22 protein-coding genes and 2 tRNA genes are annotated in these 24,115 nt (G+C 63.6%); 9 read left to right on the top strand and 15 right to left on the bottom strand.

Going from position 1 to position 24,115, the window contains the following annotated elements; genetic code table 11:
- Positions 1-53: 53 nt before the first annotated feature.
- Positions 54-587 carry a MogA/MoaB family molybdenum cofactor biosynthesis protein gene (locus tag G503_RS14030; RefSeq protein WP_084636324.1) on the bottom strand — a complete coding sequence of 178 codons (534 nt, stop codon included), beginning with the start codon at positions 585-587 and terminating at the stop codon, positions 54-56.
- Positions 588-817: 230 nt separating this feature from the next.
- Complete coding sequence (locus G503_RS0106070; RefSeq protein WP_028026875.1) at positions 818-2,074, bottom strand: molybdopterin molybdotransferase MoeA; 1,257 nt, start codon at positions 2,072-2,074, stop codon at positions 818-820.
- 405 nt (positions 2,075-2,479) lie between these two features.
- Between G503_RS0106070 and G503_RS0106075 the strand changes: the two genes are divergently transcribed.
- The 3 genes from G503_RS0106075 to G503_RS16705 all read left to right on the top strand — a co-directional run bounded on the left by G503_RS0106075 (position 2,480) and on the right by G503_RS16705 (position 5,062).
- Entirely contained in the window at positions 2,480-3,601 is a 1,122-nt protein-coding gene (locus tag G503_RS0106075) for a putative NPN-dependent ornithine cyclodeaminase (protein ID WP_028026876.1), read from the top strand.
- Positions 3,602-3,788: 187 nt separating this feature from the next.
- Positions 3,789-4,811, top strand: a complete 1,023-nt coding sequence (locus tag G503_RS14035) for an FAD-binding protein (RefSeq protein WP_235715506.1) — start codon at positions 3,789-3,791, stop codon at positions 4,809-4,811.
- Positions 4,808-5,062 carry an FAD-binding protein gene (locus G503_RS16705; RefSeq protein ID WP_235715507.1) on the top strand — a complete coding sequence of 85 codons (255 nt, stop codon included), beginning with the start codon at positions 4,808-4,810 and terminating at the stop codon, positions 5,060-5,062. Before G503_RS14035 ends, G503_RS16705 begins: the two co-directional genes overlap by 4 nt.
- Before the next feature lie 416 nt (positions 5,063-5,478).
- Here the strand turns inward: G503_RS16705 and eno are convergent, their stop codons facing one another.
- Positions 5,479-6,771 carry a phosphopyruvate hydratase gene (gene eno, locus G503_RS0106085; protein WP_028026877.1) on the bottom strand — a complete coding sequence of 431 codons (1,293 nt, stop codon included), beginning with the start codon at positions 6,769-6,771 and terminating at the stop codon, positions 5,479-5,481.
- 117 nt (positions 6,772-6,888) lie between these two features.
- The gene (locus tag G503_RS0106090) at positions 6,889-8,808 is read right to left on the bottom strand and encodes an oleate hydratase (RefSeq protein WP_028026878.1); all 1,920 of its coding nucleotides are present in this window, start codon (positions 8,806-8,808) and stop codon (positions 6,889-6,891) included.
- Between the two features lie 933 nt (positions 8,809-9,741).
- On the opposite strand from G503_RS0106090, the gene G503_RS14040 reads away from it, so the two are divergent.
- On the top strand, positions 9,742-10,719 hold the full coding sequence (locus tag G503_RS14040; protein ID WP_051190984.1) for a DMT family transporter: 978 nt from the start codon (positions 9,742-9,744) through the stop codon (positions 10,717-10,719).
- Here the strand turns inward: G503_RS14040 and G503_RS14045 are convergent.
- The 10 genes from G503_RS14045 to G503_RS14050 form a co-directional block, all read right to left on the bottom strand.
- Complete coding sequence (locus G503_RS14045) at positions 10,716-11,453, bottom strand: energy-coupling factor transporter transmembrane component T family protein (RefSeq protein ID WP_084636326.1); 738 nt, start codon at positions 11,451-11,453, stop codon at positions 10,716-10,718. The genes G503_RS14040 and G503_RS14045 overlap by 4 nt on opposite strands.
- Before the next feature lie 268 nt (positions 11,454-11,721).
- On the bottom strand, positions 11,722-11,955 hold the full coding sequence (locus tag G503_RS0106105) for a hypothetical protein (RefSeq protein ID WP_028026879.1): 234 nt from the start codon (positions 11,953-11,955) through the stop codon (positions 11,722-11,724).
- Between the two features lie 443 nt (positions 11,956-12,398).
- Positions 12,399-13,073, bottom strand: coding sequence for a 50S ribosomal protein L17 (gene rplQ, locus G503_RS16980; protein ID WP_028026880.1), 675 nt, complete (start codon positions 13,071-13,073; stop codon positions 12,399-12,401).
- 12 nt (positions 13,074-13,085) lie between these two features.
- Entirely contained in the window at positions 13,086-14,036 is a 951-nt protein-coding gene (locus G503_RS0106115) for a DNA-directed RNA polymerase subunit alpha (protein ID WP_028026881.1), read from the bottom strand.
- 29 nt (positions 14,037-14,065) lie between these two features.
- Positions 14,066-14,662, bottom strand: a complete 597-nt coding sequence (rpsD, locus tag G503_RS0106120) for a 30S ribosomal protein S4 (protein ID WP_028026882.1) — start codon at positions 14,660-14,662, stop codon at positions 14,066-14,068.
- An 18-nt stretch (positions 14,663-14,680) separates the two neighbouring features.
- Positions 14,681-15,076, bottom strand: a complete 396-nt coding sequence (gene rpsK, locus G503_RS0106125) for a 30S ribosomal protein S11 (RefSeq protein ID WP_028026883.1) — start codon at positions 15,074-15,076, stop codon at positions 14,681-14,683.
- A 15-nt stretch (positions 15,077-15,091) separates the two neighbouring features.
- Complete coding sequence (rpsM, locus tag G503_RS0106130; protein ID WP_028026884.1) at positions 15,092-15,460, bottom strand: 30S ribosomal protein S13; 369 nt, start codon at positions 15,458-15,460, stop codon at positions 15,092-15,094.
- Positions 15,461-15,482: 22 nt separating this feature from the next.
- Positions 15,483-15,596, bottom strand: a complete 114-nt coding sequence (gene rpmJ / locus G503_RS0106135) for a 50S ribosomal protein L36 (RefSeq protein WP_016309305.1) — start codon at positions 15,594-15,596, stop codon at positions 15,483-15,485.
- Between the two features lie 135 nt (positions 15,597-15,731).
- Complete coding sequence (gene infA, locus G503_RS0106140) at positions 15,732-15,950, bottom strand: translation initiation factor IF-1 (RefSeq protein ID WP_016309306.1); 219 nt, start codon at positions 15,948-15,950, stop codon at positions 15,732-15,734.
- Positions 15,951-16,219: 269 nt separating this feature from the next.
- Positions 16,220-17,497: a hypothetical protein gene (locus G503_RS14050; protein ID WP_035022053.1), complete on the bottom strand. Its 1,278-nt coding sequence runs from the start codon at positions 17,495-17,497 to the stop codon at positions 16,220-16,222.
- Positions 17,498-17,713: 216 nt separating this feature from the next.
- On the opposite strand from G503_RS14050, the gene G503_RS0106150 reads away from it, so the two are divergent.
- The 4 genes from G503_RS0106150 to G503_RS0106165 all read left to right on the top strand — a co-directional run bounded on the left by G503_RS0106150 (position 17,714) and on the right by G503_RS0106165 (position 20,913).
- Positions 17,714-17,789: transfer RNA gene (locus tag G503_RS0106150), tRNA-Lys, on the top strand.
- 62 nt (positions 17,790-17,851) lie between these two features.
- A tRNA-Gln gene (locus G503_RS0106155) sits at positions 17,852-17,925 on the top strand.
- 388 nt (positions 17,926-18,313) lie between these two features.
- Positions 18,314-19,189: a LysR family transcriptional regulator gene (locus G503_RS0106160; RefSeq protein WP_028026885.1), complete on the top strand. Its 876-nt coding sequence runs from the start codon at positions 18,314-18,316 to the stop codon at positions 19,187-19,189.
- A gap of 95 nt (positions 19,190-19,284) precedes the next feature.
- Positions 19,285-20,913, top strand: a complete 1,629-nt coding sequence (locus G503_RS0106165; RefSeq protein WP_028026886.1) for an FAD-binding protein — start codon at positions 19,285-19,287, stop codon at positions 20,911-20,913.
- A 165-nt stretch (positions 20,914-21,078) separates the two neighbouring features.
- Here G503_RS0106165 and G503_RS0106170 read toward each other — a convergent pair whose 3' ends face one another.
- Positions 21,079-21,642, bottom strand: coding sequence for a suppressor of fused domain protein (locus G503_RS0106170; RefSeq protein WP_169628147.1), 564 nt, complete (start codon positions 21,640-21,642; stop codon positions 21,079-21,081).
- A 779-nt stretch (positions 21,643-22,421) separates the two neighbouring features.
- Here G503_RS0106170 and G503_RS16715 point away from each other — a divergent pair.
- Positions 22,422-24,115 (top strand): protein kinase domain-containing protein (locus tag G503_RS16715; protein ID WP_051190986.1); only part of this gene is annotated, 1,694 nt, incomplete at its 3' end.

The raw sequence follows: 24,115 nt of genomic DNA on the forward strand, positions 1-24,115 counted from the left end.
TTCACGGCCCAGGGGCGCGGCAACAGAGGCGGTCGCCTTGGGCCGGCCGCGCTTTACCCGAGCTCGCCTCTCGCCGCAGCGGCCGAGAGCTTCTCCGAGAGGCTCTTCTGCGTGTCATGGCCGCCTCCGGCCATCATCTTCACGGCGTGGGGCAGCGCCGCCACGATGCCCTCCCAGTTCTCGGTGGCCGCCTTGGTGGAGCCGGGCAGGTTGATGATGAGCGTGCGGCCGCGCTGGGCGCAGATGGCCCGGGACAGCATGGCGAAGGGAGTGATGGCCAGGCTGTGGACGCGCATGGCCTCGGCGATGCCCGGCACCTCGCGGTCGGCCACGTCGCGGGTGGCCTCCGGCGTCACGTCCCGCAGCGAGAGTCCGCTGCCGCCGCAAGTGAGCACCACATCGGCATCGGTGTGGTCGCAGGCGTCGATGAGAGCCCCGGCGATAAACGGCCGCTCGTCGGTCTCCACGACGCGGCGGACGCATTCCCAGCCCTCGGCCGCGATCAGCTCTTCCAGCTTTTGCCCCGCCTCGTCGGTCTCCAGCGTGCGCGTATCAGAGCACGTAATGATAGCGAACTTGATAGTCATGAAATTCCTTTCTTGCCTCACCTGCGGCTGCGGAGGATCGGCTCCGCCGCCCGTCTCGCACCGATCCCCTTCCGAGCGCGGCAATAGAAGCAGGGAAACTGATGCACATCGGTCGGCACATTTTCTGCACCACTGCTGCTGAAGCGGAATCTGCTTCTTAAAGGCCGCGTTCTCAGGAGGCGCTCGGAGGTCGTCGAAGCCGACCCTCCCGCAGCCGCGAACCCGGACAACTACAGGCAGACCTCTTCCGGCACATCTAGCAGGATGCAGTCTACCATGGTTCCCGCCGGCTGCGGCTCGGTGCCGTCGGGCAGCACGGCCATGCAGTTGGTCTTCTGGATGGGCCCGAACAGACCCGAGCTCTGGTTGCGCGCCGGCGTCACCTCGAAGACGCCGTCGGCTGCGCGCGTGAGAGTGCCGCGCAGGAAAATGCGCCGCGGGTCGCGGTTCTTCTCGTTCTGGGTGAGCCGGGCGCGCACCACCGGGTGGTCGAGGAAGCCATAGCCTTGCATGGTGCGCAGCGCCGGACGGATGATCAACTCGAAGCCCACGTAGGCCGCGGCCGGGTTGCCCGGCAGCCCGAACACCGGCGTGCCGTTCACCAAACCGAAAGTTTGGGCCTTGCCCGGGCGCATGTTCACCGTGGCCATCTTAAGCTCGCCCAGATCGGCCACGACCGGCTTGATGAAATCGTAGTCGCCGTTGGCCGCGCCACCCGTGGTCACCACGAAGTCGTACTCGCGCGAGGCCGCATCCACGGCCGCGCGCAGAGCCTCGTAGGTGTCCTCCACGATGGGAAGGATGTGGGGCACCGCCCCGGCCCGGCTCGCGCAGGCGGCCATGGCATAGCTGTTGGAATTGCGGATCTTGCCGGGACCGGGCACCTCGGTGGGAGGCACCAGCTCGCTGCCCGTGGCAATGACGGCCACGCGCGGACGCCGGCGCACCGGAACCTCCAGCACGCCGCAGCCGGCCAGAAAGCCCACGCCCGCAGCGCTGATCACCTCGCCGGCAGCCACGACTACCTCGCCGGCCCGAGCCTCCTCGCCTGCGGGGCGGATGTTGGACCCCACCTTCGTCGGCGCCGCGAACGACACCGTCGAGCCCGTGCGCCCGTCGCCTTCCACCACGGCCACGATCTCGTACTTCACCACGGCATCGGCGTCGTCGGGCAGGCAGGCGCCGGTCATGATGCGCACGCACTCCCCCGCTCCTATGACGCCCGCAAACACATCTCCGGCACCGATCTCGGCAATCACGCGCAGGGCCACGGGCGCCTCCTCGGTGGCCGTGCCGATATCGGCGGCCCGCAGGGCAAAGCCGTCCATGGCCGAATGGGCGAAGGGAGACACGTCGATGTCGCTCGTCAGATCGGACGCAGCCACTCGGCCCACAGCATCAAGCAGCCCCACCTCTTCCACATCCGTCGGCGCCACAGCCCCGCACACGAGCGCGCGAGCCTCCTCCAGCGAGATCATGTCCTTCATTGCCTCCCCTTTCCGCAAGCGGCGCGCAAGGCCGCGCTCGCACCGATTCGCCCCTCCGCACCCGGTGCCCGAAAAGCCCCGCGCCGGAGAGCGAACTTGTTTTCGCTCCTCCGCATTATAGCTATTTGAGAATATATTGGAAATCGCCGAAGCAACGCCCGAAACGACCAAAATCACGTTTGGGCGAGGGCAAGGGCAAGCGAACGCGACCGAAATCACGTTTGGGCGAGGTTATTGCCGCCAAAAGGAGCATTCAGCGCACCCAACCCTCTCCCAAACGTGATTTTGGTCGTTTCGGAAGGCGTTCTCCAAAAACCAGGGCGCGCAATGCGTCCCTCGCCGCGCCCGCGGCACCGTAACCGCGCTACAATGCGAACAACCACATTTCAGAGAGGAAGGCCGTCCATGGACTTCGCGCCCACCCCCTACACCGCCCCCGACTTCTCGCTGCCGTCCCTGGCCGCCGCGCCGAACGCGACCCTCGTGCCCGCGCCGAAGAACTTCGTGGCCCCCGAGAACTACCACGCCATGTCCATCTATCCCGAGTACCTGAAAATCGACGGGGAATGGGTGCTCGCCCGGGACTCCCGCATGGACTGCGTGGCCGTGGTGGAAGACGGCGCGGTGTTCGTGCGCGAATTCCGTCACATCCGCGCCGGCGATCTTATCGCCTGCGGGCGCACCGAGAACGGCGAGGAGGGCATCCTCGTGTACACCGAGGGCTTCCGCAGCTTGGCCGCAGCCGAGAACGGGGCGCCCCATCCCGGCGGCCACGACAACTTCGCCTTCCGTCTCGGCAGAAGCCGCGAGACGGCCTTCTCCCGCGACTACGACGAGCTCTACGAGCTTTTGCGCCACGAGCGCGACCACGGCTTCATCGTGTGGGTTATGGGACCGGCCTTCACCTTCAACGGGTTTTCGCGCGATGCCTTCGCCAAGATCGTCGATGCCGGCTACGCCGATGCGGTGTTCGCCGGCAACGCCCTGGCCACCCACGATTTGGAAGGGGCCTACTTCCACACGTCGCTGGGCCAGGACATCGAGACCCAGGAGAACCGCCCCAACGGCCATTACCACCACCTGGACACCATCAACCGCGTGCGCTACTGGGGAAGCATCGAGCGGTTCATTCAGGAAGAGGGCGTGCACGACGGCATCATGGAGGCGCTTGTGCGCAACAACGTGCCCTACGTGCTCGCCGGATCCATCCGCGACGACGGGCCGCTGCCCGGCGTGTTCGGCAATGCCTACGACGCCCAGGATGCCATGCGCGACCACATCCGATCGGCCACCACGGTCATCTGCATGGCCACCATGCTGCACACCATCGCCACGGGCAACATGACCCCGAGCTACCGGGTGCTGCCCGACGGCACCATCCGCCCCGTGTACTTCTACTGCGTGGACATCGCGGAATTTGCCGTGAACAAGCTGGTGGACCGCGGCAGCCTCGCCAGCCGCGGCATCGTCACCAACGTGCAGGATTTCATCGCGAACATCGCCAAGGGTTTGGGGCTGTTGGGGTAGACGCGGTCGCGAGACCGCCTGCTTCACGCGGGCGCGCCGAAGCCGATCCTACGGAGCTTGATTGGAGCCGCAATATCCACGAGGCGCCTACCATTGCAGGAGCGGCAGGAGCGCCCTGCAGGGGCGATTCAGTCCGCCCGCAACCGAGACCATATCCCGTTGGCCGCCGCTGCGCGCCGCGCGGGTCTTGCGGAAGTTCACCGCGATCACCGTGCTGGCGACGGCGCTGCACGGAAGCGGCGCGAGCGTCGTCATGTTGGAACGCATGGACCACGTGGTGGGTCGCGGCGGCTCCATCTACGCCATGAACTCGAAGCTGACGAAGGAGAAGGGCTACGAGTGCCCCGTGGAGGAGATCGCCCAGCGCTACAAGCGTATGATGGGCTATCACTCCTACCGCGTAGACGACCGCAAGTGGATGAACCACTTCCATCGCTCGGGCGAAGCCATGGACTGGCTCATCGACCGCATGACCACGGCCAGCTCCGTGGGCGGCAGCGACCTCACCCCGGTCATGGAGCACTGGTACGAGGACCCCGAGAACATCAACGGCGAGTTCCCCGGCACCCATGAGTTCCTGGACGGCCCCAACGGCCTGGGCCCCGACGACAACCCACAGCAGGACGTATGCGACAATATGGCCGCCTACTGCGCGAAAGCCGGCGTCGATATCCGCTATCTGACCGACGCCCAACAGCTGTTGAAGGACGGCGAGCGCGTCAGCGGCGTGGTCGCGAAGACCGCAGACGGCTACGTGCAGTTCAACGGCAAGAACGCCGTGGTGCTGGCAACCGGCGACTTCGGCATGGACAAGGACATGCTGGAAAAGCTCATCCCCTGGGCGGCGCATCAGACCGAGTTCGGCGGCATCTGGGACGGCTCGGGCCACAAGATGGCCTACTGGGCCGGCGCGGCCATCGACAAGAACGAGACGCCCACGCCCATGATCTTCTGCTTCCAGTGGCGCTCCATCACCCGTCAGGCGCGCGCCTACTGGCAGACCACCATCGACGGCCCCGGCACCATCAACATGAACGGCTCGGGCGACATCGAGGTGAAGATGGTGAAGGCCGACACCTTGGAAGAGCTGGTACAGGCCCTGGAGCTGCCCGCCGAGACGACCCTGAAGACCATCGAGGACTACAACGGCTACTGCGAGCGCGGCGTCGACGAGGAGTTCGGCAGCGCAAGGAACTGCTGCCGTCCGTGAAGAGGGGTCCCTTCTACGGCATCAAGTGCACGCCGTGGTTCCCCACCACCACTGGCGGCGTGCGTTGCACCGAGAAGATGGAAGTGATGAACGACAGCAACGAGGTCATCGAGGGCCTGTACTGCCTCGGCTCCATGGTGGGCGATATGTACTGCAACTGCTACTCCACCCACTTCCCGGGCCACAACCTGGGCGCCACCTGCCTCACCTTCGGCTACCTCACCGGCCGTCAGCTCGCCGGCGCCGAATAGCCCAGAGGCTCTGCGGCTGCGCGCCCGGGCCTCCCTTCCCTCCCCGCCCGGGCGCTCCCTCTTGAACCCAGAGTCCACCTTAAGAAGACGTCGGCCGGCGAACCACTCCGTTTCTGCACGAGATCCTGAGTTATGAGCGTCTCAGGGACGCCCGTTTCCTCGCCTTCGAAAGACATTACCCAACCACAATGCGCTGACCGGGCATTTCCAAAGACAGTTTCCCGCCACAATTCCCCGCTCCGAGGTCCAGACGCTCATAACTCAATATTTCGTGCCAAGGCCGCCTCCTTCGTTGACCGAAAGCGCAACGAGGCGAAAGGCAGTCGGCGAAGACAATCCTCGCCGACTGCCCAAAAACCAAAGAAGGCCGCCCCGTCAGCGAGGCAGCCTTCCCGTTCATTGTACGCGCAAGCAGCTTAGCGCTTGATGTTGTAGAAGGCCTTCATGCCGGCGTAGACGGCCTGGCTTTCCAGCTGCTCCTCGATGCGGATGAGCTGGTTGTACTTCGCCACACGGTCGGAACGGGCCGGGGCGCCGGTCTTAATCTGGCCGGTGTTCAGCGCCACGGACAGATCGGCGATGGTGGTGTCCTCGGTCTCGCCGGAGCGGTGGCTCATAACACAGGCATAGCCGGCCTGCTTGGCCATCTCGATGGCCTCCAAAGTCTCGGTGAGGCTGCCGATCTGGTTCACCTTGATGAGAATGGCGTTGGCGCAGCCCAGCTCGATGCCCTTGGCCAGGCGCTTGGAGTTGGTCACGAACAGGTCGTCGCCCACCAGCTGCACGCGGTCGCCGATGCGCTCGGTCAGCTTCTTCCAGCCGTCCCAATCTTCCTCGGCCATGCCGTCCTCGATGGACACGATGGGGTACTTGTTCACCAAGGCCTCCCAGTAGTCCACCATCTCGTTGCTCGTGAGCTCGCGGCCCTCGCCGGCCAGCACGTACTTGCCGGTCTCGGCGTTGTAGAACTCGGTGGACGCCGGGTCCATGGCGAACAGGATGTCGGTGCCGGGCTTGTAGCCGGCGGCCTCGCAGGCCTGCACGATGTAGGCCAGGGGCTCCTCGTTGGTCTTCAGGTTGGGGGCAAAGCCGCCCTCGTCGCCCACACCGCCGCCAAGGCCGGCATCGTGGAGCACCTTCTTCAGGGTGTGGTAGATCTCGGCGCACCAGCGCAGGGCCTCGGCGAAGGTGGCCGCGCCCACGGGCATGATCATGAATTCCTGGAAGTCCACGTTGTTGTCGGCGTGCACACCGCCGTTCAGGATGTTCATCATGGGCGTGGGCAGAAGGTGCGCGTTGGCACCGCCCACGTACTTGTACAGGGGCAGCTCGGCGGCCTCGGCGGCAGCTTTGGCCACAGCCAGCGACACGCCCAGGATGGCGTTGGCACCCAGAGCGCCCTTGTTCTCGGTGCCATCCAGGGCGATCATAGCCGCATCGATGGCGCGCTGATCGTCGGCCTCGATGCCGATGAGCGCCTCGGCGATCTCGCCGTTCACATGGGCCACGGCATCCAGGGTGCCCTTGCCCAGGTAGCGGCCCTTGTCGCAGTCGCGCAGTTCCACAGCCTCAAAGGCGCCGGTGGACGCCCCGGAGGGAACCGCCGCGCGGCCGAAGGAACCGTCCTCCAGCACGACCTCCACTTCGACGGTGGGATTGCCGCGGGAATCGAGGATCTCGCGCCCGTACACATCGATGATGACGCTCATGTAGTGCCTCCTTGCAGGTAATGTCGACGCTGTTGTTCAGCATTTTCCATCATACCATGCAATGCGCCCCGCGCGAGAACGCATCCGCGCGGGGCGCACAAAACCAAGGCGCTGCCCCTAGTGGATGCCGGGCCACACCGCCCCGGGGTCGGGCGCGGGCGCATCGCGGTTCTCGTCGGTGGTGGGAATCACACCGTACTCCTTCAGCAGCCCGTAGATATCGGTGTGCTCGATCTCCTTCAGGCCGCGGGACAGCAGCAGCTTCTCCAGCACGTTCATATTCATGTCCGTGGCCGGCTTGCCGTCGCGCAGCAGCACCGTGGCGTTCAGCAGGCAGCGCAGATCGTAGGCGCTCCCCCACACCTCGGGCACGCCGCGGTCGATATCCAGCAGCGTGTACACCGCCTCCATACCGGTGCGCATGGAGTACTCGGTGGTGAAGATGGTGTCGCGGGGCGTTTCAGCGAACTGGCCGATGAAGGCGAAGTTCACGGCACCCTCCGGCACCACGAGCGGACGGTCGCCGTCGGCACGGGGCATGAAGAAGGCCGTGATGTAGGGCATCATGCAGGGCACCGTGTTGGCGCTCTTCTCGGCCAGCTCCTCGATCTGCTCCTCGGGCACGCCCAGGTGGTACAGCCATTCCTGGCAGATCTCACGCCCGGTGCAGTCGCGCATGGGCTTCTTCACGTAGTTGCCGTCCACGGCGGTGAACAGGCCGTAGAGCCACACGCACACGGTGCCGGGCTCCTGATCGCGGAACTGGGGCTGGCGGTTGATGGTCCAGGACAGCAGCCAGTTGGAATCCCGCACCGACACGATGCCGCCGGTCACCACGCCGCCGGAGAGCGGATCGCGCTTGCAGATGGCCTCGATATAGGGAATGATCTTCTCGTCCAGCGTGGTCACCGTGGCGCTCTCCCAGTTGCTCTTGGCCGGATCGCCGCAGAACTTCTCGGGCCGCCCGAAGGCCGGCGACTGCGCGGCGATGCGCTTCCACAGATCCCAGCCGTCCCCCGGCGTCAGCTCGGGGGCGTAGCGGGCCGGCGTGTTCTGGCTGCCGAAGGAGGAATGGGCCACCAGGCTGCCCGGCGTGATGAACACCAGATCGTTCTCGGTCAGGGGAATGACCTGCTCGCGGACACCCGCCGGATCGGGGGCCTCATCCCCCGGCAGCCCCTCCACGGCGGCGATGGCCTCAGGCTCGTCCTCTACCAAAAAGCGGATCTCGGTGGCCACCTTGCGGGCGTCGTCCTTCGCCTCATCGCAAGAGAAGCGCACATCGGTCACGTGGGTATCGAAGCGGAAATCCACTCCGTGATCCTTCAGGTAGTTCACCATGGGCAGGATCATGGACTCGTACTGGTTGTAGCGGGTGAAGCGCAGCGCCGAGAAGTCGGGCAGGCCGCCCACGTGGTGCACGAAGCGGGTGATGTAGCGCTTCATCTCCAGGGCCGAGTGCCAGTTCTCGAAGGCGAACATGGTACGCCAGTACAGCCAGAAGTTCGAGTTCAGCACCTCGTCGGAGAAGTACTCGGTGATCACCTTGTCCTGGAGGTCCTCCTCGGGGGTGAAGAACAGGTTCATGATCTCCATGCAGGCTTTGTCCGACAAATCGAAGCGGTTGTCGGTATGGGCGTCCTGGCCGCGGTTCACCGTAGCGCGGCACAGGGAGTAGTTGGGGTCGCGCTTGTTCAGCCAATAGTAGTAGTCCAGCACGCTCACGTTCGGATCCTCGATGGAGGGAATGTCGCGGAACAAATCCCACATCACCTCGAAGTGGTTGTCCATCTCGCGGCCGCCGCGCATGGTATAGCCGAGGCTCGGATAGTCCCAGCCGTCGCAGCCGCCGCCGGCGCGAGGCCCTCGCTCCAAGATATGGATGCGCTCGCCGGCCATCTGCCCGTCGCGCACGAGGAAGCACGCGGCCGCCAGCCCGGCCAAACCGCTGCCCACGATGTAGGCCGACTTGCCATCCACCCCCTCGGGCTTCAGGGGATGGGCGAAGGCCTCGTAGTTGCCGCTGGAATAGTACATGGTTCGATCCTCTCGCATCGGTAGCATGACAATCCCCATAATGCCCCCGAACCATCCGCCCCGCATTACCCACAGCCCCTCCGTCATTCTGCCGTTTCACAGCGGTAAGAAAAACACTTCCACAGCATGGGCCGTACCCGAAGACGCAGCCCGCAGGAAGACCTGGGACGTGCGCGGGGCACCGCGTTGATCGCGTCTCGGAAGCGGGCCGCATGGCGCCGGTCGGAATCGGGCCGCATGGCGCCCCGAAGGCGGAGAGACGGCCGAGGCCGTACCCGCTATGCGCTCCGCCGGATGCGTGCTGTCGAAGAGGCCGCCCAGGGCATCGTCGGCCACCGCCAACCCCTCAACAGCACCGCTCGCCCCGGCTGGGATCCGAGAGTGCCCGAGGATGCGACGGAAGCCCTCCTTGCAGAGCACCATCAGCACCGCTTCTGAGGAAACGTGGAAAAGATGCCAAATTTGACAATTTCGCCATTGTCCAAAGTTTTGCCATTCAAAAAAGCAGATATTCCACGTTCAGGGCGCAGAAAAAGCGGGTATTCCATGCTCCCCTTGCGAATTCATGAGAAATCGTACTGAACCACTCGCTATCGCAAGTCGCTGAACTGGGATTATGCCGAAGCCCTTTCTATCTCGCCAATGAACGAGAAAGAACAACGTGGAATATCTGCTTTTTGATAGCGCAAACTAGCGCAAAGCATGATTCGTGTCATAAAAAGCAGATATTCCATATTACAGCGCCGAGAGTGCCATCTTCCACTCCAGACAAAAAGGAGACCGTCAATCGCAGCCCAGAGGAGCACCCCTCAACCCGCCCCTCCATCCCCGATTCGCCCGCATCGAAGTCAGGAGATGGGGGGGGTGAGGCGGGGGGGGTTCGACGAATTTCCATGGCACGGGAACGGGCAGGAGCCCTATAATAGGTGAGTTATGGAAAAAACCTCGCAACATACCGGCCAACCGAAAATCCGCGCTCTGCCGGGCTTCGCCTACAAGCTCATGCTGCTGGGAGCCACCATCATCTGGGGCTTCGCCTTCGTGGTGATGAAGGACGCCGTGGACGTGCTGCCCCCCGCCCAGCTCATCGGCGTGCGCTTCCTGCTCACAGGCCTGCTCATGGCCGTGCTCTTCCACCGGCGACTGCGCGGCAGCCTGAATGCCGGCTTCCTCGGCGCGGGGCTCGCACTCGGCGCGGTCACCTTCCTCGCCTTCTGGGTGCAGACCGTGGGGCTCGCCGACACCACCCCGGGCAAGAACGCCTTCCTCACGGCCACCTATTGCGTCATCGTGCCCTTCATGCTGTGGGCCGTCGCCCGCAAGCGCCCCACGGTGGTCAACGTGGGCGCGGCGGTGCTGTGCGTAGCGGGCATCGGGCTCGTATCCGTGGCCGCGGGCACCCTCACCATCGGCTTCGGCGATCTTATGACCCTGCTGTGCGCCGTATTCTTCGCGGCCCAGATCATCGCTATCGCCCGGTTTTCCCAAACCTACGACGTACTGGGACTCACGGTGTACCAGTCCCTCTTCGGCGGCATGCTGGGCCTTCTGCTGGGGGTGGCCACCGAGCCCTTCCCCGAGCTCGCCGCCGTGGCCAACCCCGACTTCCTGCTGAATCTGGCTTACCTCGTGGTCTTCGCCTCGGGAGTGTGCTACGTGCTGCAGAACATAGGCCTCGCCCACGTACCCGAGGCCCAGGGCTCGCTGCTGCTGTCTTTGGAATCAGTCTTCGGCGTCATCGCCAGCGTGCTGTTCTACGGGGAGGTGGTCACGGGCCGCATGATGGTCGGCTTCGTCCTCATCTTCGCCGCTATCCTCATCAGCGAGCTGGCGCCCCAGCGCAAGAAGCGCTCGGCCGCCGAGCCTTCGGCCGCCATCGAGCTGGAAGAGGAGCCGAGCCCGGCCGCCTAGGGAATGAAGGGCAGCAGGGCGCACAGCCCCACGCCCACGGCGAGCGCGACGGCATCGGCAGCGCCAAATCGCGGCTCGTCCAGATGCGTGGGCGTCTTCGCGGCGCCGAAGCAGCGCGCGTCCATGGCGCAGGCCAAGCGGTCGGCCCGGCGGAACAGCCCCACGAACAGCGGCACCATGAGCCCCCCGTAGGCCCGCAGGCGCCCCACCAGCCCCCCGCTGTCGAAGGTCGCGCCCCGGGCAGCCTGAGCCCGGCGCACCGCCGCCAGCTCCTCAGCGGTCACGGGCATGAAGCGCAGGGCGATGGAGAGCGCCGTGGTCGCATCGCGCACCGGCAGTCCTACGCGCCCCAGGGGCGCTAGCAGACGCTGGAGCGCCGCTGTCAGCTCCGTGGCCGTGGACAGCGACACCAGCACGACGCTGGCGTACACAAGCAGCAGGATGCGCCCCGTCACCACAAGCGCGGACGTCCAGCCAAGGCTCGCCCCGTTGTACAGCAGCAGGAAGGCCGCGATCACGTAGGCGGGCGCCGCTGCGCGCAGCACCGGCCCCAGTGCCAGGCGCCCCACGGCCCCCGCCGCTGACAGCAGCACCGCAGCGACGGCCAAGCCCGTCAATCCGTCTATGAAAAAGAGACAGACTGAATAGGCCACGAGCAACGCAATCTTCACGCGCCCATCGAGAGCACGCACCCAAGATGGAGCTGTCCGTCGCTGTTCCGAGAGCCGTATCATGGCGCCCAGTATGACAGAAGCGCGCCGCCGTCAAGAGGGCGCTCACCATGCCATCGGCCACATCCCCGACCGCAGTCCAGTTTTGTGCAAGTGCATAAGAAAAGCGCCCCTCTTCCACAAGGGGCGCTTCGCGTTCCCGTTCCAAGAATTCATCCCGCTGACCTCTGGTTAAGGCAGGGGTCAGACTCGTTGGAGGAGCGGGCGGCCGACGGCGAGTTAGCGGACCGTCGGCTATATGGATCGCGTCGTCGTCGCGATCCCGGGTTTGTTACAGGGCCTCGCCGATGCCGGCCGTGCCGATCTTGGCCTGGTCGAACTCGAAGGCCGTCTCAGCGGCCTCGGCGGCAGCCTGCTCGTTGCCGAGGGCGTCTTCGAACTCCGCCGATGAGGTGGCCTCAGCGGCCACTTCCTCTTCGATGCGCTCGAGGTCGGCCACGGCATCCTCATTCTTCGCGGCTTCGGAATCAACGAACTCCTTCATCAAGGTATCCTTGTCGGTCATGATCCGGCTCCTTTCAATCTGAAAAGATCTTCGTGAACAGATGACGTAAGAGCAAGATCCTCATGCCCTTGCAAACCGTATTCTACGGACTTGGCAACGGGCAAAAAGGTGACGGTACCGATAGTAATTGAGAAGTTGTACGCGCGTTGCCCGGCTGACACCAAGCATTTTGCGACGAAAACGACGGTTCTCGTAGTTTATGTCGCCTTACATCGCCCAACGAGCACTGTTGGGCAAACACGACCTGGGGAAACATCCCCGAAGGTGCTGGAAAACCCCTTTCCGACTACGAGAACCGTCGTTTTGTCGCAAATCACGTCTGACGGCCGTGAAACAGAAAAGCGACCGCCTTATGGGCAGTCGCTTTTTGCATAGAACGATATTTCCGACGGCAACACTTGCGGCTGGTTGCCGCCGGATGCATCCGAAGTTCCCGAGGGAGCCTACTTGATGTCGGCCTTCTCTTCCTCGATCTTCTCGGCGTCGACGGTCTCGGCCTCCTTGGCGGCCTCGGCCTCAGCCTTCTCGGCTTCCTCGCGGGCCTCCTCGACGGCCTCAGACTTCTCGGCGGCGTCTACGGCCTCGATCTGCTCCACGGTGCCGTCGTTCTCGAAGCCCAGATCCTCAGCGAGCTCCTCGGACTTCTCGGCCTTGGCCTCCTCGGCCTTCTCGGCCTTCTTGGCGACCTTCTTGGGGGCAGCCTTCTTCGGAGCGGCCTTCTTGGCCTCGGCGGCCTTGCGCTCGGCCTTGGGCACGCAGGGCTCGGTCACAAGCTCCATAATGACCATGGGGGCGTTGTCGCCCTTACGGGGACCCAGCTTCATGATGCGGGTGTAGCCGCCGGGACGATCCTGCCACATACCCTGGGCGACCTTCTCGAAGATCTCGCGAACCAGTTCCTTGTCGTTCAGGTAGGCGATGGCCAGACGGCGGGAATGCAGGTCGCCGCGCTTGGCCCAGGTGATGACCTTGTCAACGTCGGGGCGGATCTCCTTGGCGCGAGCCTCCACCGTCTTGATGCGGTCGTTCAGGAACAGAGCGGCAACCAGGCTGCGCTTCATAGCCTTGGTGTGGCTCCAGTCAGTGCCGAGCTTCCGCCCCTTCTTGTTGTGTCTCATATCTCGTGTCTCCTAAAGCTTCAAATTGAGGTCCATGGAAATGAGCTTGTCCTTCACTTCCTCGATGGACTTCGCACCAAAGTTCCGAATGTTCAGCAGGTCGTTCTCGGAAAATTCGACGAGCTGGCGCACGGAGTGGATGCCCGCGCGCTTCAGGCAGTTGTAGGAGCGAACCGACAGGTCCAAATCCTCGATCTGCTTGTCCAACTCGGCGTTGGACTCCTGGCCCTCCGGCGCGAAGATGGACGGGGCCTCGCCCTCTTCCTCCTCGCCCGTGGCGGCCAGAGACAAAAACGCGCCCATGTACTGGTTGATGATGTTGGCCGCGCGGCACACCGCCTCGGTGGGGTCGATGGAGCCGTCGGTCTCAACTTCCAGAACCAGCTTGTCGTAGTCGGTGCGCTGGCCCACGCGGGTGTCGGTCACGTTCATCGTGCAGCGACGCACCGGCGAGAACAGCGAGTCCACGTGGATGATACCGATGGGATCCTCCGTGCGCTTGTTGCGCTCGGCGGACACGTACCCGCGGCCCACCCCGATGCGGATGGTCATGTCCAGCTGGCCGCCGTCGGCCACCGTGGCGATGACATGATCCGGGTTCACCAGGTTGAACTGGCCCGGCACCTCCAGGTCGGCACCGGTCACCGTGCAGGGACCCTCGGCGAACACATGCGCGGTCGCCTCGTCGGCCTCGTCGGACACCTGGGAAAACACCAAGCCCTTCACGTTCAGCACGATGTCGGTGATGTCCTCGATGACGCCCTCGGCGGTGGTGAACTCATGCTGCACGCCCTCGATCTGGATAGCGGTGGCCTTCGCCCCGTCCAGCGAGGAGAGCAGCACACGACGCATGGAGTTGCCCAGCGTATTGCCATAGCCGCGCTCGAGCGGCTCGACGATGTAACGGGCAACGGTGTCGTTGACTTCCTCCGTAGTAACTGTAGGCCTCATGAACTCTGTCATGTGTGAGTAGCCTCCTTAATGAGCCGCGATTATTTCGAGTACAGTTCGACGATGAGCTGCTCGTTGATGTCCAGATCGATCTGGTCACGCGTCGGGAGGGACAGCACGCTGCCCTGCAGCTTCTCGATGTCGATCTCGAGCCAGGCGGGCACCTGCACGCGCTCGTTGGAGACGAGAGCGCTCTTCACGACGAGAAGCTCCTTGGCCTTGGGAGCCACGGAGACGAGCTCGCCGGCGCGCACGCGGAAGGACGGGATGTCCACGCGGCGGCCGTTCACGCAGATGTGGCCGTGGGTCACCATCTGGCGGGCTTCCTTGCGGGTGCGGGCGAAGCCCAGGCGGAAGACCACGTTGTCGAGGCGGGTCTCCAGGATGGTCATGAGGTTCTCACCGGTCTGACCCTGCATGGACTTGGCGCGCTTGAAGTAACCACGGAACTGCTTCTCGAGCACACCGTAGATGAACTTGGCCTTCTGCTTCTCGCGCAGCTGCATGGCGTACTCGCTCTCCTTGCGGCGACGCTTCGGCTGGCGGATGGATTCCTTCTTGCTGGAGTAACCGAGCACCACAGGATCGATGCCCAGCTGACGGCAGCGCTTAAGAACCGGAGTTCTATTAATTGCCATAATGTACGATCCTTTCAGTTACACGCGACGACGCTTGCGGGGACGGCAACCGTTGTGCGGGATGGGAGTGCAGTCCTGGATGGAGGCCACTTCGAGGCCGGCAGCCTGGAGGGAACGGATAGCGGTCTCGCGACCGGAGCCCGGGCCCTTCACGAAGACGGCGACCTTCTTCAGGCCGTGCTCCATAGCCGTCTTCGCGGCGGCCTCGGCGGCCATCTGCGCGGCGAACGGCGTGGACTTACGAGAGCCCTTGAAGCCCACGGTGCCCGCGGACTGCCAGGAGATCACGTTGCCCTGGGGATCGGTGATGGAGACGATGGTGTTGTTGAACGTAGACTTGATGTGAGCGGCGCCCACGGCAATGTTCTTACGCTCGGAGCGCTTGATGCGCGTACGTACTTGCTTCTTAGCCACGGTTTGCTTACCTCACTACTTCTTCTTGCCGCCGATTTGCTTGCGCGGACCCTTGCGGGTACGAGCGTTCGTGTGCGTGCGCTGACCGCGAACGGGCAGGCCGCGACGATGACGCAGGCCGCGATAGCAACCGATCTCCATGAGGCGCTTCACGTTCTGCGAAACCTCGCGATGCAGGTCGCCTTCGACCTTGAGGTTCTGCTGGATGTAGTCGCGCAGCTTCGCGAGGTCTTCCTCGGAGAGGTCCTTCACGCGAGTGTCGGGGTTCACGCCGGTTTCGGCGATGATCTGCTTGGCCGTAGTGAGGCCAATGCCGTAAATGTAGGTCAAGGCGATCTCAATGCGCTTATTGCGGGGAAGATCGACACCAACGAGACGTGCCATGTTTCTTAAGAGTCCTTTCTTCCTAGCCCTGACGCTGCTTATGGCGCGGATTCTCGCAGATGACGAGGATCTTGCCATGGCGTCGGATGATCTTGCACTTGTCGCACATCTTCTTGACCGAAGGACGTACCTTCATATCACTTTCCTTTCGGTATGCGGATCGTTCTATACGTGCACGCCCAGCCGCTGGCGATTGTTTTCTCAGCTGTGACCCCGCGCGAAGGATCCGAGTCTTCGCGGGAGCGTGCGCCCGATCGGGCCGTCTGGGAAACTACTTGAAGCGGTAGGTGATGCGGCCGCGGTTGAGGTCGTAGACCGACAATTCCACCGTGACACGGTCTCCGGGCAGGATCTTGATGTAGTGCATGCGCATCTTGCCGGAAATGTGGGCGAGAATGGTGTGACCGTTCTCAAGTTCCACCTTGAACATCGCGTTGGGCAGGGCTTCGAGCACCGTGCCCTCGAGTTCGATTACATCTTCTTTAGCCAAAAGTTGCTCCTCCAAGCGGACTGATAAAGCAGCAACACGAAATAGTAGCAAAAGCGCAAGAGAATTGAAAGGAGAATTTTGCACAAGGGCGTAAAAAACCAAAAAGCGGATTTGGCTTTAGAAATGACCTGCTTGTCAGGCCTGCGGTCGAGCCGCGCAGCTCTCGGAGATCAACCGGAGCCGCCAGGTATTATCGCGCTGCCAAGAGCGCCGCCGCCTTGTCGGCAAGAGGGAATGATAGCACAGCCCCGAAAGGGATGCAAGCTTCCCTACTCCCCCAGATACTCGCGCTGGCGCTGGCGGGCGAGCTGAAGGCCGCGGGCGACGAAGCCCTGGCCGAACTTTTCGCGGATCTTCCAGGCGTAACGGGTCTCGGGCTCGTCGAACTTGCGACGCTGGAAGGCCAGGCAGGAGGCCACCTCCTCGCCGAAGTCGGCATAGAACTCCTCCATGCGGTCGATCACCTTCTTCGCGGACTTCACCACCGAATGCGCACTGCCGTCGGGCATCACGATCTTCACCGTCTTCAGGTCGAAGTGCGCGGCGTTCTTGAAGTTCTGCACGGCCTGCACCTGGTCCTTCGCCGTGAGACGCGGGCCTTCCGTGGAGGCGGCCCACACCAAGAACAGCTGGCTGAACAGCACGTCGCGCTCGTCGATGCCGGCGCGCACAAGCGGGTTCAAGTCCACCATGCGCAGCTCGATGTGGCTCACGCCCTCCTTCAGGCTGTCCAGGCTGTAGGGGCCGAAGCCCTTCAGGCGGATGGGATAGTACAGCTCGGAGGGATAGCGCAGCATGCCGTCGTCCACGTAGCTCTGAATGGAGTCGGCGTAGGTGGCGGCACTCGTGTAGTCCAGCACCGGCGCGAAGAAGTTCCAGTAGCCCAGCTCTGAGCAGCGCACCGTGGCCAGCCCTTGGAACAGGTCGCCGCCGATCTTGCCCTTCTCCACGTAGGAGGAATCCATGACGGGGCTGGCGGCCATGACCGCCGTGAGAATCCAGCCCCAAGTGACGCAGTTCTCGGCCAGGCGCACGTACAGATCATCGCGGTAGGTGTCGAAGTCATCGCGGCCCGCGAGCGCAAAGTCGGCACGCAGGAGGCTGTCGGCGAAAGAGTAGTTCAAATGAATGCCCGAGAAGGCCATCTTGTAGCGGCCGTAGCGGTCGGACAGGTACTCGCGGTAGGCCGTCTTCGCGGCCTCTTCCTCGGGAAACTCGGCGATGGGAATGTCGCGCTCGCTGAGGATGTAGGGCGGGTTGGAGAACGGCCACAACAGCTCGCGCTCGGGCAGGGCGGCCAAAGTGCGCTGCACCGAGGCGTTGTAGTGCTCCAGCGAGGCGATAGCCGCAGCCGGGGTGGGATTCACCGGCGTGTTCACCTCCACCTGGTTCTCGGAGAAGTCGCGCACGATGTGCCCGTCGTCGCCGAAGTCGCAGGAGCCGAGGGCCAGAAAGCCGCCGCCGTCGATGCGCAGGGACTCCTTCTCCAGACCGAAGCCCCCTTCCAGCAGATGGGGGCGGACCGATTCGTGGTGGGCGTGCAGCATGATTGCCTCCCAAGGGTATGACGACCGCGCCGGCCGCCAAATCTGATGTTCGCACCCCAGTTTACCAGTTGCCCCGCGCAGGCCCGGCAATCACCACCGCATCGCTATCAATCTGCAATATGCCCGCGCAAGGGTGCTCCGATGGCGGCGCGCCGCCGATTGCATCATTGACCGCAGAGGGTCCGAGCGGTAAACTACACTCTTGCGTGAAGCGACGGGCCTTTAGCTCAGTCGGTAGAGCAGGGGACTTTTAATCCCAAGGTCGCGGGTTCGATCCCCGCAGGGCCCACCACTTTTTCGCCGCACCGCCTTCGATGGCCGCGGCAGCCCAACGCTCGCGCCTCGTTTCGGCACTGGGGTATCGTCCAACGGCAGGACTCTGGTTTTTGGTACCAGCTACCTAGGTTCGAATCCTAGTACCCCAGCCACTTCTTCCCACTCAGTCGCACCGCAGTGACGCCAGCAGCGCAAATATGCGTTTTTCAGAACAACACCGCTTCTATATTGCGAGATTTCAGTATTCTACTATCGTTTATCGTTTATAAGTCAGGGAAATTGCCGCGACTCGTTCTGAAAATCGTGATTTTACCGCTCGCTGCCGGGGATGCGGCCCAACTCGAATCGAAACACATACCCCCTCCCTAGAGTCAGCTGAGACACCGCGCGCAAAGCACCCAACTGACCGGGAGAGATTCCGTCGCCCAAATCGGGGAATGAGGAAGCGGACGAGGTTTCGGCCACCGGCATGGGCGGAAAGCGTGCGTCCCGAACGCCACATCGGGTATGCTGGCTGGTACACCCGACGAAAGGACCCCCATGCGCACGTCTCAGCTTGAGTACTTTATCGCCGTGGCCGACACGCTGAGCTTCACCAAGGCGGCGGAGCGATGCCACGTGGCGCAGCCGGCGATCAGCCAGCAGATCCAGGCGCTCGAGAAGGAGCTGGGCTTCGCGCTGTTCTCGCGCAGCACCAAGGGGGTGGAGCTGACGGCGGCCGGGCGGCAATACTACCGCGACGTGGCCGACGTGCTGGACGCGCTGCGGCGAGCCGACCAACACGCAGCCGCCATCGCCCACGGACAGGCAGGGTCTATCAGCATCGGCGTGGCCAGCTCGGGGCAACTGAGCACCTTCCGGGTAATCGACCGTTTCCGCAGCGCCTATCCCGAAATCAGCATCAACCTGCGCCGCGCCCTGTCGCGCATCCAGGAAGAGCAGCTGCGCAGCGGCGCCTACGATGTGGCGCCGGCGCCCCCGTGCGCCTTCACCGACCAAGAGGGCCTGGCCTTTGCCCATGCCTCCCGCGAACCGCTGTCCATCATCATGAGCGAGGCCCACCCCCTGGCAACCAAGAGCGATCTGACCGTGAGCGACCTTCTCCCCTACCCCCATATCGTCGCCGACGCGCCCGGCGACGAGCTGGCGAGGGCCACCTATCCCCACCTCGCCGACCACCCCGAAGTGACTCTGCTGCGGGCCGAGGACCAGGGCATCGCCTGGATGATGATGACGCTGGGCCTCGGCATCGAGGCGGTGCCCGCCAGCGTGATCGCCTCACTTGATCGGGAATACATCGCCCGCGAGGTGCGCGGCTACCGCGCCTCGCTGGAAATCGGCTGGGCGCACCTGGCCCACAACGAGAACCCAGCCCTGGAAAAGTTCCTCGATTTCATCGATGACCAGCATCTATAAGCACTGCTTCTCACTATCGAGCAAAAGGATATTTCCCAAAGCACCGCTGGCGCTTCTAGACTGGGGCCGTCCGAGAGAGGGAAAAGGAGGACCCCATGAACGACAACATCACATCTTTCGCACTGACCCGCCGCAACTTCCTGGCCGGGACCGCCGCCGCGTTGCTCGGCGTTACCGGGGCGGCCAGCCTCACCGGCTGCGCGCCCGCGGGCCAGCCGAGTGCCGATGAGCTGGCCGATACCGGCGAGACGACCCTGAAGGAACCCACCGCCACCCGCGACGCCGATATCGTGATCGTCGGGTCGGGCGCGGCCGGCTGCTTCGCCGCCTACGAGGCCGCCAAGGCCGGTGCGAACAGCGTGCTCGTGGTCACCAAGAGCGGCAACGCCACGGATTCCAACTTCAACGAGATCACCGGTACCGCCTCGGTGGAGACCGCCGCGCTCAAGGCCGCTGGCGAGACCTATACCGTCGACGATATGTACGATCGCATGATCAACTACGCCCACTGGACGGTGAACGCGCGCCTCTTGCGCCAGTGCGTGAGCCTGCTGCCCAGCAACATCGACATCTTCGACGAAATGGGCGTGGAGACCATGGTGCTCGGCGACCGCTACAACTTCGGCTTCCTGAACGTGCACGGCTTCACGGGCAAGAACAAGGGCGTGAACTTCGAGGAGGGCCTGACGGCGCTCGGCGTGGAATTCCTCTACGACGCGCCGGTCACCCACATTCTCATGGAAGACGGCCGCGCCGCGGGCGTTCAGTGCGAGAGCGGCTCAGACATCATCAACGTGAACGCAAGGGCCGTGCTCGTGTGCACCGGTGGATATCTGGCCAACGAAGAGAAGGTGGCCGCGGAATACGGCGGTTGCAAAGTGGTGAACATGGGCTCGCTCAACAACACCGGCGACGGCGAGCGCATCGTCATTGAGGCCGGCGGCGTGGCCGAGCGCGTGCGCGGCATGGGCATGAACGACATCTACGGCATGAACGAGAAGAGCACCATCTCGGTGTTCGACGCGAACCCCTTCATGCAGCTGGCCTTCTACGGCGGCCTTCTGACCGACCCGGCAGGCAAGCGCTTCATGAACGAGTACATGCTGGCCCAGGAGCCCATGAACGGCGGCGGCGAGGCCACCCTGCACGAGAAGCGCTACTACGCCATCTTCAGCGAGAACACCGTGAACGCCATGAAGGACGCGCCCTACTACCAAAGCATCGGGGCACCGGCCGTGTGGACCTCGGCGGCCACCATGTTCAACGCCCCCTTGCCCGACTTCGACGCGAACCTGGCCGCGGCCATCGACGAGGGCTGGTGCTTCAAGGCGGCCACGCTGGAGGAGCTGGCCGAAACGACGGGGCTCTCCGCCCTGCCCGAGACCGTGGCCGAGTACGACGCCTGCGTGGCGGCGGGCAAGGACACGCTGTTCCTGAAGGACCCCGCCTTCCTGCAGCCCATCCAAGACGACTCGGCGGCCTACTACGCCTTCGAGTACAATCCGAGCGCCTTCAACACCTTCGGCGGCCCCCGCACCGACGAGCTGTGCCGCGCCCTGGACGCCGATTCCAACCCCATCGAGGGGCTCTACGTGGGCGGCGTGGAGAACGGCAGCCTGTTCTGCTCGCCCTACTACGCCGTGGGCGGCTCATGCTCGGGCTTGTCCATCGCCTCGGGCCGCGTGGCGGCTCGGGCCATGGTGGACTACCTCAAGCAGGCGTAGCGCAGCGCGCACGGGCGCGGGCCGCAAAAACGAAACAGGTCGCGGAGCCCAGCAGCAACCCGACGCGCCAGCCCCAGCCCTCCCCTCGCGAGAAGCCGCCACCGCGCGGCTTCTCGCACGTTTGCGCAGCGGTCGCCGCAGAACAACTTGAAATCCTTGACCGAATCAGGCGCTTTCGGGCTCCTTGCAGCAGTTCGGCCGATGAATGTCCACACAATCTTCCACTACATCTGACAGACAATTGATCAGCGCGTCGGCATTATGGGCCACCGCGTAGTCGCCTTCCTCTCGATACAAAGGGACTACCTGGTAGAATGCGACACGCCCACCATCGGGCAGCGCGCAAAAAGCAGAGCCCTCGTCAAACGAGTACGGACCAAGCAGCAGCGATTCGCACAATTCGGTATCGTCGGCAAAGGGCTGACCATTATCGACCGTGTGCCCCCAGCCAAGCCACCCATCCTCATTAATGGGAAGGCGCGCCAAGGTCTTCAGCAGTCGAATAGGCCAGTAGGCCGTCTCACTGAAATCCCCCATGTATGCCTTCTCGAACGAACCCCAATCGGGAGGAAGGCAGATGAGATATTCTGCACGGCCCCACTCTTCTGGATCCAATCCGTCGGGAGCGTTCATCACACGGGCTCCGGCGCCCTGGGTGACCAACGTGATCCACGGACGTGCGTCTGTCGGCGGCACAACCGGTACATCCACATGAATGTCAAAAGACATTAACTCGTAAAAAACCCTCTCTGGCGACCCAAAAAAAGCGCTCACAGTGACCATCGAGGGCCTCGAGCTGCTCGTCTGTGTATAGCACGGGCCCTTCGTATCTTCCATCAACCATAAACCATCCCTCCTCGATTGATCCTGACGATATTATAGAGGCTCAACGCAGATGAGCACGAGAACTTGGCGGCAGGGATAACCGAGAACCCTCGTAAAGTCAGCCGCAGTTGGCTCCGCGCGACGCACACGCCCCTTCCAAACATGCGGCCACCGCTTCGAACAGCGCAACGCAGCGCACCGCATCGTTGATAGGAGAAAACGATCGTGCTAGAATGCGAAAGAAGCGGTGCCCCGCCAAGTCGGGCAGCATTGCTTTTTGGGTTTAGGCCCCGCTAAGTGTCCAAGCTGCGCGGGGCTTCTTCATCTCCAAGTTCTGCTGTTCGTCATTCCCTCTTCACCAGCACAAGGCCGATGATGCCGATCACGACCAAGAGGATTTCGCATAGCGCCGTAACGGTTTCTGTGTCCATAAGCGACTCCAATCACTCGAAGCCGCCCGAATGGCGAAGCACCACGGCGCGATTGTACCACGGGAACTCGCCGCTCAGCTCCATGCAGTAGCCCCCAGCCCCTCGGCGCGACCGTCCAACGCAGGATCCCGCGGGAAAGTTGCCACCCCCCCCCGAAATGGTACGATGGCGCGTCGAGAGGACACGGCCGCGGCCCGTGCGGGGCCGGCGCCCCGGGGCCGCGGGAGGCGAGAGCGCAGGGAGCGTGGGAGCATGGGCGAGAGGATACTGGGAGGCCGCTATCTCCTGAAAGAGCGGATCGGCGTCGGGGGCATGGCCGCCGTCTGGGCCGCCGAGGACACGGTGCTCGGGCGCAGGGTGGCCGTCAAGCTGATGCTGCCGCAGTACGCCGGCGACTCGGCCTTCGCCCAGCGCTTCCGCCAGGAGGCCACGGCCGCCGCGTCCCTGCAGAGCCCCCGCATCGTCAGCATCCACGACTGGGGGCAGCAAGACGACGAGTGTTATTTGGTCATGGAAATGCTTTCCGGGCACGATCTGCGCACAACGATCGCCCGTCAAGGCGTACTTGCTCCCCAGATGGTGCGCGAACTGGGAGCTCAGGTCTGTCAGGCGCTTTCAGTCGCCCATCAGCACGGCATCATACATCGCGATATTACGCCGCAGAACATCATGGTCTTGCCCGACGGGAACATCAAGGTCATGGACTTCGGCATCGCGAAGGTCGCGGGCGCCACCATGACGCAGACCTCCACCATCATCGGAACCGCACACTACCTAGCACCCGAGCAAGCCCGAGGCAAGGAACCGACCGCGGCAACCGACTTGTATTCACTCGGCGCCGTGCTCTATGAGGCCGCTACAGGACAACCTCCGTTTCAAGGGCCCGACCCTATTAGCATCATCTTCCAGCATGTCAGCGCAGAGCCCGTAACTCCGAAGACAGTTAATCCGAACATCGACGACGCCTTGGAATCCGCCATTCTGAAGGCGCTCGCCAAACATCCCAAAGATCGCTTCGAATCTGCCGAGGCCATGGGTCGCGCCCTCGGCGCAACCACCTCGCACCCCTCCGCTGCCACAATGCCTCTCAACGCGATCGCGGGAACAACCCAGGTGCTCTCCCCCGCCCCAAACACCGCATCCGAGGCCACTCGCATACTCAACCCTCACCAAGCCTATGCGTCCGAACACACCCAGGCAATGCCCTCACCGCATCATTCCCCTACCCCCGTAGAGGCAACTTCCGTCGTCGCGCCCGCACCGAGGAAAAATCGGCGCGGTTTTATCATCGGAGCCGCAACAATCGCTTTGGCTCTCATCGCGGCAGGCACTTTCGCCCTGACGTCTCACAACAGTGTCGATCTTCCAAGCACAGGGTCGACGGACACGAGAATCGCAGACAACAAAGACGCCACTTCGCCTGCGAGCAACACTCACGAGGAACCATCTCGCTCCGACGACAAAGCAACACCTCAGGAAAACAACGCCGCCGAATCTGACCCCACCGCCGAAAGCGACTCCGCCTCATCACCCATCGCTTCATCAGAGCCCGAGCGCGATACCCCTCAAATCAACTCCACTCCCGCCGCAGCCCCTAACAAAACCGGCTCCGCTCCCCAGCTCCCCAGCCTTCTCGGCCTCACCCAGGACGAGGCCGTGGACAAGCTGCAGCACGGCGCCCAGGTGTCCAGTTCCCGCGAGGTGAACGAGGAGGGCAACCCCATCAAGACCGAGGCCCGCGTGACGCTGACGGCCGAGCCCTCCGACGGGTCCACGAACACCCCCACGGTGTATCTGGGCCTTAATGCCGAGGGCAAGATCGTCCAGGCCGGCTACTCGGCCTCCACCTCCTCGCTCGGCTACGGCTCGCTGTCCTTCGCCGACGCCGTGAGCAACGAGGACATCATCCAGAAGACGCTCGCCGAGGCCGGGGTGCCGGTGCCCGG

The organism is Adlercreutzia mucosicola DSM 19490 (assembly GCF_000422625.1).
In the GTDB taxonomy this organism is placed as follows: Bacteria; Actinomycetota; Coriobacteriia; order Coriobacteriales; family Eggerthellaceae; genus Adlercreutzia; species Adlercreutzia mucosicola.